Origin of the sequence: Rhizobium sp. BK377, from assembly GCF_014193935.1 — a bacterium.
Lineage (GTDB): Bacteria > Pseudomonadota > Alphaproteobacteria > Rhizobiales > Rhizobiaceae > Rhizobium.
The window spans coordinates 1-15,361 of record NZ_JACIAC010000010.1; the positions used below are offsets into that span (position 1 = coordinate 1).

Annotated in this window: 12 protein-coding genes; all 12 read right to left on the reverse strand. The window is 61.1% G+C overall.

Annotation, left to right across the window (positions count from 1 at the left end; genetic code table 11):
• Positions 1–155: porin (locus FHT92_RS27490; protein ID WP_183831190.1), on the reverse strand; the 155-nt coding region annotated here is incomplete at its 3' end.
• A gap of 512 nt (positions 156–667) precedes the next feature.
• Entirely contained in the window at positions 668–2,344 is a 1,677-nt protein-coding gene (locus FHT92_RS27495) for an ABC transporter ATP-binding protein (protein WP_183831191.1), read from the reverse strand.
• Positions 2,341–3,285: an acetamidase/formamidase family protein gene (locus FHT92_RS27500; protein ID WP_183831193.1), complete on the reverse strand. Its 945-nt coding sequence runs from the start codon at positions 3,283–3,285 to the stop codon at positions 2,341–2,343. The genes FHT92_RS27495 and FHT92_RS27500 overlap by 4 nt, the downstream gene beginning before the upstream one ends.
• Positions 3,286–3,351: 66 nt before the next feature.
• Positions 3,352–4,968 carry an ABC transporter substrate-binding protein gene (locus tag FHT92_RS27505; RefSeq protein ID WP_183831195.1) on the reverse strand — a complete coding sequence of 539 codons (1,617 nt, stop codon included), beginning with the start codon at positions 4,966–4,968 and terminating at the stop codon, positions 3,352–3,354.
• A 24-nt stretch (positions 4,969–4,992) separates the two neighbouring features.
• On the reverse strand, positions 4,993–5,913 hold the full coding sequence (locus FHT92_RS27510; protein ID WP_183831198.1) for an ABC transporter permease: 921 nt from the start codon (positions 5,911–5,913) through the stop codon (positions 4,993–4,995).
• A complete protein-coding gene (locus FHT92_RS27515) occupies positions 5,913–6,761 on the reverse strand; it encodes an ABC transporter permease (RefSeq protein WP_183831200.1) in 849 nt (282 codons plus the stop codon). The genes FHT92_RS27510 and FHT92_RS27515 overlap by 1 nt, the downstream gene beginning before the upstream one ends.
• A complete protein-coding gene (locus FHT92_RS27520; RefSeq protein WP_183743379.1) occupies positions 6,761–7,348 on the reverse strand; it encodes an ANTAR domain-containing response regulator in 588 nt (195 codons plus the stop codon). The genes FHT92_RS27515 and FHT92_RS27520 overlap by 1 nt, the downstream gene beginning before the upstream one ends.
• Positions 7,345–8,478 carry a transporter substrate-binding protein gene (locus FHT92_RS27525; protein WP_183831313.1) on the reverse strand — a complete coding sequence of 378 codons (1,134 nt, stop codon included), beginning with the start codon at positions 8,476–8,478 and terminating at the stop codon, positions 7,345–7,347. Before FHT92_RS27525 ends, FHT92_RS27520 begins: the two co-directional genes overlap by 4 nt.
• Before the next feature lie 271 nt (positions 8,479–8,749).
• Positions 8,750–10,996 (reverse strand): glycosyl hydrolase family 95 catalytic domain-containing protein, encoded by a 2,247-nt coding sequence (locus FHT92_RS27530; RefSeq protein WP_183831202.1) that lies wholly within the window; start codon positions 10,994–10,996, stop codon positions 8,750–8,752.
• Between the two features lie 2 nt (positions 10,997–10,998).
• On the reverse strand, positions 10,999–12,096 hold the full coding sequence (locus tag FHT92_RS27535; RefSeq protein WP_183831204.1) for an ABC transporter ATP-binding protein: 1,098 nt from the start codon (positions 12,094–12,096) through the stop codon (positions 10,999–11,001).
• A gap of 37 nt (positions 12,097–12,133) precedes the next feature.
• A complete protein-coding gene (locus FHT92_RS27540) occupies positions 12,134–13,168 on the reverse strand; it encodes a LacI family DNA-binding transcriptional regulator (RefSeq protein ID WP_183831206.1) in 1,035 nt (344 codons plus the stop codon).
• 140 nt (positions 13,169–13,308) lie between these two features.
• Positions 13,309–15,360: a beta-galactosidase trimerization domain-containing protein gene (locus FHT92_RS27545; protein ID WP_183831207.1), complete on the reverse strand. Its 2,052-nt coding sequence runs from the start codon at positions 15,358–15,360 to the stop codon at positions 13,309–13,311.
• Position 15,361 lies beyond the last annotated feature (1 nt).

Genomic DNA, 15,361 nt, shown 5'->3' on the forward strand with positions numbered 1-15,361 from the left:
GTGCCCGGGATGTAGAAGTAGCCGGTGCCGTAAGCGTCGCAGACGCGAACGTACTCAACCGGTTCCGGCTCGGCAGCGACGATTGCGTCTGCTGCGAATGCCGGTGCAGCGATGAGGGCAGCTGCGGAACCAAGCAACATCATACGAATGTTCATGGAAAGCCAATCTCCTAAGTTCGAGTGCGTTCCACGAAAGAACGTCCCCTCTGATAAAACCCGATCAATTCGGTAGGGCCTAAAATAGCCGAAAGGGGGGAGGGCTCAACAACGAATGCTCTCATTTTATAGCGAATTCTAACTAAACCGTGATGTGTGTGACAGAAGTACAACAGTCCTGAGGCGGGTATTAACAAGAGGTAAAACAGGACGGCGAAATATTGCTATTTTAGCACCACTTAGCCGGGTTGGCCGCGCGCAAATGGACACGGGGTCTGCGCCTCAATACCCAACTTTATCGCAAACCGATCCAGATGCGAGCTTGTATTCGCGCATTCGAGCTGCGCTACAGACGGAAAATGCGGCTGGCCGACGGGAATAACGGCATGCACGATCGGCACTCGATCGCGCCGCGATTCGATTTAAGCGATGATTCGACAGAGACCGAGAGCAAGCCTCGTGAAAGAGCAGGCGGTTCCAGAGGGCGCGCTTCTATATCTGCGATCCGAATCTCAAAACTGCGCGCGCCGCGCGTCGGGATCGGGAACCGGAACGGCAGCCATCAGTGCCTTCGTATAATCGTCCGCCGGGTGTTCGAAGATCTGGCGACGGGTGCCGGTCTCGACGATCCTGCCGCCACGCATGACGGCAACCTTGTGAGACATGCGCTCGACAACCGCCATGTCGTGCGAGATGAAGAGGTAGGAGAGCCCCATGCTTTCCTGCAGTTCCAGCATCAGGTCAAGCACGCGGGCGCGGACGGATACGTCGAGCGCCGCAACGCTTTCATCGGCAACGATCAGCTTCGGCTTAAGCGCAAGGGCACGCGCGATGCAGATGCGTTGGCGTTGGCCGCCGGAGAATTCATGTGGATAGCGCGTAGCGGCATCCGGCGTTAGCCCGACGCGGCGCAGGAGCTCTGCGATCCTGTCCTGGCGCTCGGATTTAGCGGCAATGCCGTGGATGACTAGCGGTTCTGCAATCGCAGCGCCCACCGACATGCGAGGGTCGAGCGAAGCATAGGGATCCTGAAAGATCATCTGCGCCGTGCGGCGTACGGGCCGCATCTCTCGATGGCTGAGGCCTGCAATGTTGCGGCCGTTGATGACCACATCGCCCGTGAAAGGAATGAGGCCGAGGACGGCCTTGCCGGTCGTCGATTTTCCCGAACCGCTTTCGCCGACGAGGCCGAGTGTTTCGCCCGGCAGAATGTCGAAGGAGACGTCGATGACTGCCGCGGGCGGCGCCTTACCCTTGAAGAGAAAGCTCGCAGCCCCACCATAGGTGACATTGAGACCACGCACATTCAGGACTGGTGCGCGATCCGGATGTAGGGTCTCGACACCGCGTGACGTGATGCGCGGTGGACCGTCCGTGCCGGTAAAAGCACCGAGACGCGGCACGGCCGAGAGCAGCTGCTGTGTATAATTCTGGCGCGGGGCGCGGAAAATGGTGACGGCCGGACCTTCCTCGACGATGCTGCCATCCTGCATGATGATGACGCGATCGGCCATCTCGGCGACGACCCCCATGTCATGGGTGATCAGGATGATCGAGGTGCCGAATTCTGACTTCAGCTCCCGCATCAGCTTGAGGATCTGTGCCTGCACCGTCACATCGAGCGCGGTCGTGGGCTCATCGGCGATCAGCACCTTGGGACGGCAGGAGAGCGCCATGGCGATCATCACGCGCTGGCGCATGCCGCCCGAGAGCTCGTGCGGATATTGCTTCAGGCGCTTGGCCGGATCGATGATTTGCACGGCATCGAGCATTTGAAGAGCAATTGCCTCGGCATTCTCGCTGCCCTGATGCTCGCGAATTGCTTCCATCAGCTGCGCGCCGATGGACATGACCGGATTGAGCGACGTCATCGGCTCCTGGAAGACCATGGCGATATCGCCGCCGCGCATGCCGCGCATGGCCCGGTCGGAGAGTTTCAGCAGATCGCGTTCGCCGAGCATGATGCTGCCGGAGGCCACTTGAAGCGAGGCCTTCGGCAGCAAGCCCATGATCGACAGCGAGGTCACTGATTTACCCGAGCCCGATTCCCCGGCCAGGCAGAGGGTTTCGCCGCTTGCAAGATCGAAACTGATATCTTTCAGAACCGGTTTGCGGCCCTCGGGTGTTCGCGCATCGACACTGAGATTGCGAACGCTGAGTATTGGCGCGGCGGGCATGGCTTCAATCACGCGAATACGATCCTCGGGAAGTAGAAGGAGACGACCCAATTCGGCAGATCGACGATTTCGCTGATGCGCAGATCGCCGCAGACAGAGCAGAGCAGATAGGCATCGATGGCACTCATGCCATGTTCAGCAGTCAGAAGATCGATCATGCGCATGACGCTTTCGCGTGCGCCGGTCATCAGATCCGGACCGATGCCGGTCGTGACTTCATAACCGGCGCCATCGAGATGGCGGGTGACCGGCTCGGTCGTCGTGAAACGTGGTGCCTGCAGGCGGGCATCCTTGACGAGATCGATCGTCGCCTCGACATTCATCTGGCTCTCGATCGCTGTGCCGCAGACTTCGCCGTCGCCTTGGGCAGCATGCGTGTCGCCGATGGAGAAGAGAGCGCCTTCGACCTCGATGGGCAGGTAGAGAGTGACACCGGCAGTCAGGTCGCGGATATCCACATTGCCGCCGACACGGCGCGGCGGCACGACGGAATGCGTGCCGGGTTCCGCCGGGGCAACGCCGATCGTGCCGGCAAAGGGTTTCAGCGGCACACGGCCGCCGGGGCCATAGAGGGCCGGGGTCATGCTGTTGGCGTCATAGGACCAGACATGCAGCGCCGGTTCCTTGAACTGGTCGGCGAGCAGGCCGAAGCCCGGAATATTGGCCGTCCAGCCGGTGCCCGAGGGAATGAACTTGCGCAACGTTATCTTCAGTGCATCGCCGGGCTTGGCGCCCTCCACATAGATCGGGCCTGAAACCGGATTGATCTTGCCGAAGTCCAGATTGTTCAGCGTCTCCAACGTTGCGTCGCTGCCGAGCTGGCCGCCGGAGGAGTCCAAGCATTCGAAATGGATCGTTTCGCCCGGCTTGGCGACGACGGCGGGTACGAAATCCTTGTTCCAGCCGAAGTTATGCTGGGCCCGGTGGATCGTGTGGGTGCAGGCAATGCACATAAGGTGTCTCCCTCGATTTTATGGAGCCTTCCCGGCTGGACCGGGAAGGCATTGTTTCCTTAGCGCTTATTGCTTCACGTAGATCGCGTCGTAATTGATGACTCGTGTCGGATCGATATAGATATTGTCAGCACCGCCCATGCGCAGCGACTTAGCAACGACGCGACGCTCGTTGATGACGGGAACCCACGGCGCATCGGCCATGATGTCGGTGAAGACTTTGCCCCAGGCAGTGGTACGCTCTGCGGACTTTGCCGGGTCGGACATGGAGTCCGCGGCAACCGCACGCTTGTCGAGATCGGCATTGCAATACCAGGACCAGTTCCAGCCGCCCTGAACTGCGCCGGCGCAACCGAGGATCGGGCCGTAGAAGTTGGACGGATCCGGGAAGTCGGCAATCCAGGCCATGCCGCCCGACCAGATCATCGGCGCTTCGCCTTCGGTACCGCCGGCCGAGATGACGTTTGCCTGTGCGAGAGCGCGAAGTTCAGCCTTGACGCCAACGGCTGCGAGATCCTGCTGGATCGCCTGGGCGATACGCGGCTGCGGATCGGTATTGGTGGAGTAAAGCACGGTCTCGAAGCCAGCGGGGAAGCCAGCTTCAGCAAGCAATGCCTTCGCCTTGGCGACATCGTAGCTATAGCCGACGAAAGACTTGTCGTAACCCGGCATCAGCGGTGGCAGCGGTTGGTTGGCAGGCGTTGCGCGACCATTGAGGATGCGGACGATGCGGTCCTTATTGATGGCCATGTTGATGGCCTGGCGCACTTTGACGTTATCGAAGGGCTTCACCTTGGTGTTCAGCGTGATGTAGCCAGTGTGAAGCTGCTCGCCATCGACGATCATCTGTGCGCCATCGGCAGAGTTCTTGATCTCGAGGAATTTTGCGGGCGGGATACCGTCGCCGGCAATATCGACTTCACCTTTCTGCAGGCGCAGCAGTGCAACCAGCGGCTCCTGTCCCACTTCGACCTTGAAGCTGTCGATATAGGGCACACCTTTGACGAAATAATCCTTGTTGCGCTCGAAGACGAGCTGCTGGCCGATCGTCCAGTCCTTCAGGATAAAGGTGCCTGAACCGACGGGGTTCTTGCCGAAATCGCCACCGGCGGCTTCGACGGCTTCCTTCGGCACGACCGAAGCGAAGTTGATGGCGAGCACATGCAGGAAGGTCGCGTCGGGACGCGACAGGTGGAAGATGACGGTGCTGTCATCAGGCGTCTCGATGCCCGACAGCGTCTCGGTCTTGCCGCCGGTCTCGTCCTCGAAGCCCTTGATCGCGCCGAAGAAGCCGGCGCCCGGGCCTTGCGTCTTCGGGTTGACGGCGCGTTCGATCGAATATTTCACGTCGGAGGCGACTACTTCGCGGCCGTTGGAGAACTTCACGCCCTTGTGCAGCTTGAACGTATAAGTCAGGCCATCGGGCGATACCGCAAAGCTTTCGGCGAGCGACGGAATCGGGTTCGGCGTGCCCGGTTCGTAATCCATCAGGCGCGAATAGAGGCTCTTGATCATCGACCAGTTGACCCAGTCGTAACCGATGGCCGGGTCGAGCGTGGTGATGTCGTCCTTGTAGGTGACGACGATATCGCTGCCCTGCTTGGGCGTTTCCTGTGCCATGGCGGCGGGGGCGAGGGCCACCATCGTTGCCATGGTCGTGTGTCGAAGCCAGCGTTTGAACATGCGGGTTCCCCTTCTTGGTTGCTGTCAACGTGTGCGGATGCGTGGATCGATGAGCGGCGCCACAAGGTCGGCGAGCAGATTGCCGATAACGATGGCAAGTGCCGACGTCAGCGTGACGCCCATGATGATCGGTATGTCGACCTGCTGGATGGCCTGCCAGGCAAGCTGACCGATGCCCGGCCAGCCATAGACTGCCTCGACGACGACCACGCCACCCATAAACTGGCCGATGTCGATACCGATCATCGCAATGATCGGTAGGATCGCATTGGGAAGGGCGTGGCGGAAGATGATGCGGCGCGAGGACAGGCCCTTGGCGCGGGCGGTGCGGACGTAGTCTTGATTGAGAACATCGATCATTGCCGATCGAACCATGCGGGCATACCAGCCGGCGCCGAGGACGCCGAGGGTGGAGGCTGGCAGTACGACATGGGCAAATGAGCCGTAACCGCTCATCGGTAGCCATCCGAGCGTTACCGCAAAGACATAAAGAAGCAGCAGAGCGACGACGAATTGCGGCGCCGAAACCCCGACGAAAGAGGCAGTCATCACAAGCCGGTCAGTGAAACCGCCGCGGCGAACGGCGGCGATCGTGCCGAGCGTCAGACCAAGCACCAGTTCGACCAGAATGCCTGATAGCATGAGGACGAGTGTCGCGGGCAGGCGGGCGGCGATCAGCGTCCAGACCTCGGTCTTCTGTGCATAGGAGCGACCGAGATTGCCGTGCGCGAGGTCGGAGAGATATGTGGCGAACTGGACGAGCAGCGGCTCGTCGAGGCCAAGTTCGTGGCGGATATTGGCGACTGTCTGCGCCGTGGCGCTTCGGCCGGCAATCATACGCGCCGGGTCGGCCGGCAGCGCATACAGCAGCACGAAGGTAATGGCGGCAACGCCGAGAAGAATGAGCGCGGCCTGTACCAGCCGGCGAAGGACGAGGAAGACCATCAGCCTCTCCCGCGCTGGGTCGGATCGAGAATGTCGCGCAGCGCATCCCCGACAAGATTGAAGGACAGGGCCGTCAGCAGGATGAACGCGCCGGGGAAGAAGACGAGCCAGGGGGCTGCCTGGAAGTAGCTCTGGCTTTCGAAGATGATGTTTCCCCAAGAGGGCTGCGGCGGTTGTACGCCGATGCCGAGGAACGAAAGAGTCGCTTCCAGCAACACGGTCGTGGCGATGCCAAGTGTGCCCCAGACGATTGCGGTCGGCACGAGATGCGGCAGGATATGCAGGAAGAGAACCCGTATATGGCCCGCACCAAGCGAGCGTTCGGCCATGATGAAGTCGCGCTCCACCAGGCCGCGTGTCTCCGTATAGACGATGCGGGCAACTTGCACCCAGTTGACGAGCGCGATCACCATAGCGACGATCCAAAGGCTCGGGCGCAGCAATGCGGCAAGCACGATTGCCAGCAGCAATGCCGGAAAGGCCATCATCAGATCGGTGAAGCGCATCAGGATATTGCCGACGATACCGCGCGCGTAGCCGGCGAGAATGCCGATCAGAAGGCCGATTGCAACCGCGATGCCGTTGGCGACAAGGCCGATGACGAGCGAGGTGCGTGCGCCAAACAGCATGCGCGAAAAGAGGTCGCGTCCCAGCGTATCCGTACCGAGCAGATAGGGACCGCCGGGCGGTAGCGGCGCGCCTTCCAGCGACAGTCCGTCGAACATCTGCTCATCGGGGTTGAATGGCGCGATCCAAGGAGCGGTCACCGCAAGCGCAATGACGACAACTACGACGATAAGACCGAAGAGGGCCGGCGGCCGCCGCAGCATGGCTTTGATCACGCGCATCAGCCGGCCTCGGGCAGTGGCTCTATGCCGCCAAGGATGAAGGCGGCGATCTGTTCCATCGGCAGGCGGCGGCGCATCGCGCAATTGCGCAGGATCGAATAGGCGCGTTCCTCGTCGACGCCATGCGCCTGCATCAGCTTCTCGATTGCGGCATGCACGAGCGGGCGAAGGCGAATGCGTTCTTCGAGATATTGCAGGCGCTCGGCGACACCTTTGCGCTCCCGATGAATGGAGACGGCCATGACGAGGGCCGGATAGACAGCGGAGGCCGAGATTGGCTTGGCGATGATCGCACCGGCGCCCTGACCGAGCGCCCAGGCGATACGGCCCGGCGCTTCCGAGCCGAGCAATGCGACGACGGGGCATGCCGGGATGGAGCCGAGACCGTTCCATGGCAGCAGATCGTCAAAGCCCTGGTCGGCATCGACGATGACGAGATCGGGTGCGTTTGCGGCCAACATTGGCGCCCATTGCAGGCTTGCTGACAGCCCGAGAAGACGCAACTGACGGATCAGCCTTTCGGCATTGCCGTCATCGCGGTGGAGAACGACAGCATGCCAGCCGGTGAAATTGGGCGTTTCCCTCATGAGACCACCCGCAATCTCGGCGAAGCCGGTTTGTTGCGGCCGGTCAAATAGGGATCGGCAGCGAGCGGCGGACGCGAGGCGATCACATCAAAGCCGTTATGGGTATTGATACGACCGAGATGAAAGGGCAGGGCGGCGTGGTTCGTTTCGCGGTCGATGTTGAGCGTACCGAAGGGTGTCGCCCAGATCTTGCTGTATAATTCCCGACGCACGTTCGCCGGCTCGTCGCCGTCGGCCGCCACGATCGCATCGACGCAAAGACGCACAGCCGTATAGGCGCTGGCAAAGACGCTGGAAATGCGGCGCGGCGCGCCGTAGTGAGCGAGGATCCGCTGTTTGAAGTCGCCATTTTCGGAGGTCGCGACGCTGTCAAAATAAGAAGCGGCACAGAGCTGACCGACGGCTGCGCCCGGCGCGATATCGTCAAGCTCACATTCCATCAGATCGCAGCTGACGACCGGGCAGTTTTCGGGCCGGAAGGCGGGGTCGCGATCGGCAAGTCGGCGAATCGCTTCGTGGAAGGCATAGCTCGAGGGGCCGATCAGATTGTTGAGGATGAAGCTCGGACGGCGCTGCTCGATATCGGCGACGATACGCCCGACTGCGGTTTCCTCGAGCGGGAGATATCGCTCGCCAAGAACTTCGCCACCGGCATTGGTGATCAGTTCGCGGGCGAGCCGGTTCATCTCCCAGCCCCAGACATAGTTGGCGCCGACGAGATAGGGCCGGTTGCCGTAGCGCGGGATCAGGTGCTCGAAGAGCGGCAGGAGATGCTGGTTTGGGCAGCCGCCGACATAAATGACGTTTTCGTTCGCCTCGAACCCTTCGTAGGGGCACATATACCAGAGCAGCCCGTCATGCTTTTCAATGAGCGGGATGACCTCTTTGCGGGCGGCCGAGGTGATGGTGCCGACGATGTGACGGCACCCGGCACGCAGCAAATGACGCGCGCCTTCGAGATAGGCGGCAAGATCGGCCTGCGGGTCGAAGAAGACCGGCTCGACGGGCCGGCCGCTTACTGCGGCGAATTCGGCGATCGCAAATTCCGCGCCGGCGCGCGCGTCGCGCCCCATCGAGCCGTAGGGGCCTGTGGTAGAGTAAAGAATGCCGATTTTCAATGCATCAGTCATGTGCAAGCCAAAAACCAAAAACCCCATGAGGGCATCCATCTGCGACGGGGCCATCATGGGGCGAAACTGCCCAGCGACTATCGAAGTCATGTAAAATACGGAGGAGCTTTTGCCTAATCCGCAGGCTTGAATAAAATACAGGCACTCTCGTGTTGTCAAGCAGCTCCGGGCGAATTGCAGCCGTACGACAGGATAAAGACGATCTCGCCTTAAGCAGGACAATCTGCCTTGCCTGGAACGCCATCATCACGGCGTCAGTCCGTCGGAGCCGTCATCCGAATACTGTCCCTCCGTCGCCGCCGAAACTTTCGCCAGCGGGGAGCTCGATTTTGTGTCTTCTCCCACCGAAGCGAAGGACGGTGCTCACGTCGCGCGATGCTGTGAGCCTTATCTTCATCGGCCTGCCATTCTCCCAATCGAGGTCGAGAAGCATGCCGCCGCGCAGGCGCAAGCCGCGGACCGAGCCGCGCGGCCACGCCTTGGGCAGGGCTGGAAGCAGATGAATTTCGCCTGCACGTGATTGCACTAGCATTTCGAGGATGCCGGCGGCACCGCCGAAATTTCCGTCGATCTGGAAGGGCGGATGAGCATCGAAGAGATTGGTGTAGGTCCGCTCCGGGCTAATGAGCAGCTTGACGACGTCGAGTGCATGATCGCCGTCGCGAAGCCTGGCCCAGAGATTGATGCGCCAGCCGATGCCCCAGCCCGTCGCATCGTCACCGCGGATTTCCAGCGAGCGGCGGGCAGCTGCGGCAAGGTTGGGCGTATTATCCATGTCGATCTGCCAGCTTGGATAGAGGCCATAGAGGTGCGAGACATGGCGATGATGGATTTCCGGCACCTGCAGATCCCAGTCCTCCAGCCACTCCTGCAAGTGGCCGGCCGCTCCGATCCTGTCTGACGGAAGGCGCGGCAGCACGCGGTCGATCTCGGCAACAAGCCCGTCTTCACCGCCGATGGAGACGGCGAGCGGGCGAAGCAGAGAAAGGAAATCCCGGATGATCTGACTGTCCATGGCGGGTCCGGCGCAGAGCGAGGCGCCATGCGGGTGGACATTCTCCGGCGATAGCGAAGGGTTGGTCACCAGATATTTGGTGTCGGGAAGGGGAACCAGCACATCGAAGACAAACTCTGCCGCCGCCTTGGCAACCGGGAAAAGGCGCCGGCGCAGGCTATCGGCATCGTCAAGATAATCGGCAATATCCAGCAACTGCGCCATGAGCCATGCGCCGCCGGTCGGCCAGAGGCCCCATTTGGCGCCATCGATCGGCCCGGTCGCCCGCCACAGATCGGTATTGTGGTGCATGACCCAGCCGCGTGCACGATAATGCACCTGCGCCGTCACGCGACCGGTTTCGGAAAGCTCTTGCGCCATCTCGACGAGCGGTTCGATGCATTCGGGCAGATTGGCCGGGGCCGGCAGCCAGTAATTCATCTGCAGATTGATGTTGGTTGTATATTTGCTGCCCCAGGGCGGATCGGTTTCCTCGTTCCAGATGCCCTGGAGGTTTGCAGGCTGCGTGCCGGGGCGGGACGAGGCGATCATCAGGTAGCGACCGAACTGCACGTAAAGGGCGGCGAGGGCAGGATCATGCCGACCACCAAAACCTGCAATGCGGCGATCCGTGGTCTCGTTAGCTGCGGACGTGGAACCCAGATCGATGGCAAAGGCGCGGAACAGCCTCTGATGTTCAGCCATATGATCCCGACGCATGAGTTCGGGACTGCGAGCCGAGGCTTTTGACAGCCGCGCGGCGATCGTGCCATCCGGATCGCCCGAGACATCATCGTATCGGCGAAAACTCGTCGCGGCATCGAGCAGGATCAAAAGCTCGTCTGCATCGTCGCCCGAGATGACGCCGTCCGAGAAGCTTAGTGTTCCTCCGTTATTGATCACTCGAATGCCGAAAGCGAAGCGCAGGGCGGCGGCAATGCCCCATTCGGCCTTACCGGTGCCGCAAAAGGTCAGTTGTGAGGCATTGCCCGCAATCAGCCGACCTTGCTGGGGGCTGCCGAGCGATATCCGGCACTTCACGGAATGGGGTCGATCTGCGGAAAGGCGAAACAGAAGCACGCCGTCGATGGCAGAGATGAACGCCTCGCGAAAGAAGGTCGTTCCATCGGCGATATAGGAGGTCGTGGTGATCGCTGTATCGAGATCGAGCGTGCGGCGATAGTTCGTCACGCTCTGCGAATGCAGCAAATCGACATGGAGATTGCCGATAGGCTGGTAGGACATCTGCTTGATCGGCCGCGCCATCAGATGCTCCTCGGCCATCGCTTCTGCTTCCACGTAATGGCCGGCGAAGATCAGCTCCCGGACCCTCTCCAGGTGGCGATAGGCATCGGGGTTGACCGGCCGGTAGGGACCGCCGGCCCAGAAGGTGGATTCGTTGATCTGCAGTCTTTCGGAAACGGGGTCGCCGAACACCATGGCGCCGAGCCGGCCGTTGCCAAGCGGCAGCGCGTCCGTCCATGACCGGGCCGGCGCGTCATACCAGAGAAGATTGTCCGCCATGCTCATTCTGCCGGGATGCTGTTTGCCGGCCGGGCGTCACGAATGCGTAGGCCCTCGACACCGAAGAGCAGCGCTTTTCGGGCCGGAAAGCCTGCGCTTATCGTTTCCCCGGGGCGCAAAACTCTTTCCGAACGGTCCTCGACGATCACCGATTGGCCCGAGTTGAGCGTGCCATAGATGAAGCGGGTTCCGCCGAGGTTTTCCACGACCTCGACCTTGACGTCGATTGAACCGCCGCCCTCATCGCGTCCCGCAAAATGCTCCGGCCGGATGCCGACCTTGACCGGCATCTCGCGGCCCGTGCCGACGATGCCGGCCCTAAAAGCCGTCCCGCAATCGAGCTTGATTGCCCCATCCGCACCGAACCTGCCATCGAGGAAATTCATGCGCGGCGAGCCGATGAAGCCGGCGACGAAAAGATTGTCAGGATCGGCATAGAGCGCGTCCGGCGTGCCGGCTTGCTCGATCTTGCCTGCCCGCATGACGACGATCTTGTCGGCGAGCGTCATAGCCTCCGTCTGGTCGTGGGTGACATAGATCATGGTCGCGCCGATACGACGATGCAGCTTGGCGATCTCGACGCGCATCGAGACCCTGAGTTCTGCATCGAGGTTCGACAGGGGCTCATCGAACAGGAAGACGGCCGGATTGCGCACGATCGCCCGACCGATAGCAACGCGCTGGCGCTGGCCGCCCGAGAGCTGCGCAGGTTTGCGTTTCAGCAGCGCTTCGATCTGCAACGTGGCTGCCGCTGCAGCGACGCTGCGGTCGATGTCGGCCTTGCCCATGCCGGCCATGCGCAGTGAAAAGCCGATATTCTGCTCCACTGTCATATGCGGGTAGAGCGCGTAGTTCTGGAAGACCATAGCCACGCCGCGCTCGATCGGGTCGGCCTCGTTCATGCGCCGCCCATCGATCTTGAGATCGCCGGCGGTGATCTTCTCAAGGCCGGCGATCATGCGCAGAAGCGTTGATTTTCCGCAGCCGGAAGGCCCGACGAAGACCGTGAATGATCCGTCGTCGACGCTCAGGTTCAGGCCCTCGATGGCTTGAAAGCTTCCATAGGATTTGTCGATATCGTGCAATTCTACGCTGGCCAAAGCTTCCTCCCTTTAACCGCCTGGTGGGCAGCGCGCGTCAGGTGATCCGTCGCGTCGAGCCTCGCAGGATGATGTCGCATTCAAGGACGACGCTGCGTGTCGCTCCCCCGGAGGGCTCCGTCAGACGTTCCACGAGAATGTCGGTAATGGTTTCGGCAACGCTTGCGACCGGCTGGGCGACGGCCGTAATGCCGGCTTCGTAGAGGCGGAAGATCGCCACATCGTCGAAGCTCGCAAGCGAAATATCTTCGGGCACATGCCTGCCGTTTTCCTTCAGCCAGCTCAGCGCCCCGATCGCCATGCCGTAATTGGCCGAGAAGATCGCGGTCGGTGGGTTTTCGAGCGACATCAGCCGTTTGGTCGCCTGATAACCGCCGTCCATGCGCCAGTTGCCGCGCACTGCGAGTGTTGGATCGATTGCAATGCCCCGGTCGCGCAGCGCCTGCTCATAGCCCTCCAGCCGTTCAATACCCGAGGAATTGCGTGGATCGCCTGTCAGAATGCCGATGCGGCTGTGGCCGAGATCGATGAGGTGGCTGACGATGCGGTGGCTTGCGCGATGGTTCTCCACCATCACCCGGTCTGCCGCCAGCCCGCGGACGTCGTTGTTGTAGAAGATGATCGGAATGTCGTGGTGGATCAGGTCGTCGACGCGATCATAGACTTCCGCAGTGCCGTCCATGACGAGCGCATCGACGCGCTGCGCCGCAAAGAAATCCAGTGCCTCGGCCACCACGCGCGGATCGCCGCCATGGCAGTAGGTCAAGAGCGCCCTTCCGGTCTGACGCACGGAATGAGCAAGATGCTCCAGCATTCGGGCATGGAACTCGTCGAAGGTCGGCACCAGGAAGCCGATCATATGGGTGAGATCGGTGCGGATCGAGGCGGCTGCGGCATTGCGCCGGTAGCCGAGATCCTGGATCGCCCGCTCGATCTGCTCGCGGTTCGAGCGACGGATCGTTTGGCCGTTAAGATAGCGCGACACAGTGCCGACTGCGACGTTCGCCACCTTGGCAACGTCGACGATCGTGGCTCCGCGCTTCCTTCCGGCCGTCTGGTCCGTTTGTTGCATTTCGAGCGGGCTCCTGCATTCATCCATGGGAAATGGCGCCAGGCCAAGCGCCTTCCCGTCGTATAGCCCAGCGCTCCGCCGCCCACCAGTATCGCGGGCGGCAAGAGCAAAGTCCGACGGCTCCCCTACTTCAATCTGCATTATGCGCCTTCGAAGACCACGGCGCTGTGGATGCGCAGGCGCGGCACCGTGATGTTGATGGCGCCATCGTCACCCGCATTCCAGGCAAGATCCTCTCCTGTCATCGCGTCAAAAACGCGCTTCGGTTTTGTCGGCAGGCGCACAGTGGCATTGACCGGGCCAATCGCCGGAATGTCCTCGATCATCTCCATGACCCGGGTCGAACCGTCGTCGCCGCGCACATCCTTGCCGCGGATCTGCGGCGGACCGTAGAGCAGATGCAGGATATGGCGGTCATGCTCGATCTGGCGCGTCAGTGTCGCCCGCCCGGAAGACGGTAAATCGGTGACCATGGCCGGATTGGGGACAAGTCGATCAAGAAGGCCGCGAACCAGATATTTGTAGAGCGGCTGGCCCATCGCCCGGTAGAGCCGGAAGATCGGATAAGCGATGTAGGCCACACCCTCGTGTTCGGTGACTGCTGCGCCCAGCATATCGGCATCCGGGTCGTCGGGCGCATGCTGATGTGAGCAGAAATGCTTGTAGGAGCGGTTGAAATAGGAGGGATATATGCCGGCCAGCACCGTCGCACCGACCGAACGGACGGTTTCGGCATCATCGTAGAAGACAAAGGCCGTTTCCGGCATGGACGGATCGAGATCCTTTCCGGCTTTCACATAGCTCGGCTTGAAAGCGATGGGCGCGGCTCCCCTTTCGATACCGAAGTCGACAGCAAATCGTCCGTTTTCATCAAGACCCGAACGCCAGGAGGCAATGATCCTGCCGCCGCCCGCGAGATAGGATTTGAGCCGTGCGGCGAGCGCGGCATCGACAGGGATTTCATCCGGCAGGATCAGCAGCCGGTATTGCTCGAAACGGCCAGACTTATCGATGACGTCGAAAGGCCGTTTCAGCTCCTGCAGCACCTGGGCGGCGCCATCATCGCTTGGATGGTTGCGTGCGCCCTTCGGGTTCATGTGTTCCGCCGAGAGTATGGCGATTTCGGAAATCTGCTTGGCGCCTTCGAGGAAAGGCTCGAGCTTTTCAACACGACGATAGGCCGGCGCGATCGACGCATAGGTGTCAGGGTTGATCGCTCCGTTCGGATGAAGCTGGTCGCCGACCAGGCATTTGGAGCCGAGCGCGATCATCTGGGCACATTCGTATTCCAGTGCATCCGGATGTTTGAAGCCGCCGAATTCGCCCCAGGACGTATGGAACTTGCCGGTATGGGCGAGAAAGTCCATGCCAAGCGTTGCCGCATAACGGGCGCTTGAGGGAAAGTGGTCGTATCCCCAACCGCCCGTCGGCAGGCTTTCGAGTTCGAGATGCGAATAGGTCGAAAAGCGTTCCGGCCCCTGCTTATGGATGTGGCCGCAATTGTAGAAGACGCGCAGGCCAGGGAATTCCGCAAACAGCGCTTCACTCGTCTCGCGGCGAAACTGCTCGTTGACGGCTTCGTCGTTCTTCAGGCGGTCGGCCGGGTTTTCAGGGTCGAGACCTTCGCACAGCATGCGTTCGACGCAGGCTGGGCAGACGCAATCCGGCGTCAGGATGATATCGAAGAAGAGGCCCTGCGTCGGATAGTTCTGCGCGACCTCGCGTGCCTGTTCGAGGATGTAGTGTCTTAGACCCGCATGATTGAGGCAGAGCGTGTGCCAGGCAGGGCTGAGTTGCTTGCCGGCGGAGGGGTCGGCCGGCCGGTCGTGATGATAGCGGTTCGATGCGCTCATGGCGCGCCATTCAGGATGTTCGCGTGCCGTCAGCTCGTCCCACTGAACAGAGATATAGATCGGGCTTTCGATATCCGCTGCGGCAAGCGCCTTCACCATGTCACCGAGAAGGTCCGGGCGGGCAAGTCGCGGATGCGGCTTGCCGACCTTGGTCGGATAATAGGACCAGCCGTGATGGCACTTGGCGAAGATGGTGATGGAATCGACATGGGCTGCTTTCAGTGTCGAGACGAAGACATCCGGATCGAAATCGGCGCCGATGCCCGGAATATGTTCCGACGTATGGAAATCGAGATGGATCTGGCGGTAACGCAGCGGCTTGTTCGTGGTCTTGGGCATG

Coding starts and splice junctions, on each gene's coding strand:
- FHT92_RS27510 (WP_183831198.1), bottom strand. CDS start 5,913: ATGGTCTTCCTCGTCCTTCGCCGGCTGGTACAGGCCGCGCTCATTCTT.
- FHT92_RS27545 (WP_183831207.1), bottom strand. CDS start 15,360: ATGCCCAAGACCACGAACAAGCCGCTGCGTTACCGCCAGATCCATCTC.
- FHT92_RS27505 (WP_183831195.1), bottom strand. CDS start 4,968: ATGTTCAAACGCTGGCTTCGACACACGACCATGGCAACGATGGTGGCC.
- FHT92_RS27540 (WP_183831206.1), bottom strand. CDS start 13,168: ATGCAACAAACGGACCAGACGGCCGGAAGGAAGCGCGGAGCCACGATC.
- FHT92_RS27515 (WP_183831200.1), bottom strand. CDS start 6,761: ATGCGCGTGATCAAAGCCATGCTGCGGCGGCCGCCGGCCCTCTTCGGT.
- FHT92_RS27520 (WP_183743379.1), bottom strand. CDS start 7,348: ATGAGGGAAACGCCCAATTTCACCGGCTGGCATGCTGTCGTTCTCCAC.
- FHT92_RS27525 (WP_183831313.1), bottom strand. CDS start 8,478: ATGACTGATGCATTGAAAATCGGCATTCTTTACTCTACCACAGGCCCC.
- FHT92_RS27530 (WP_183831202.1), bottom strand. CDS start 10,996: ATGGCGGACAATCTTCTCTGGTATGACGCGCCGGCCCGGTCATGGACG.
- FHT92_RS27500 (WP_183831193.1), bottom strand. CDS start 3,285: ATGTGCATTGCCTGCACCCACACGATCCACCGGGCCCAGCATAACTTC.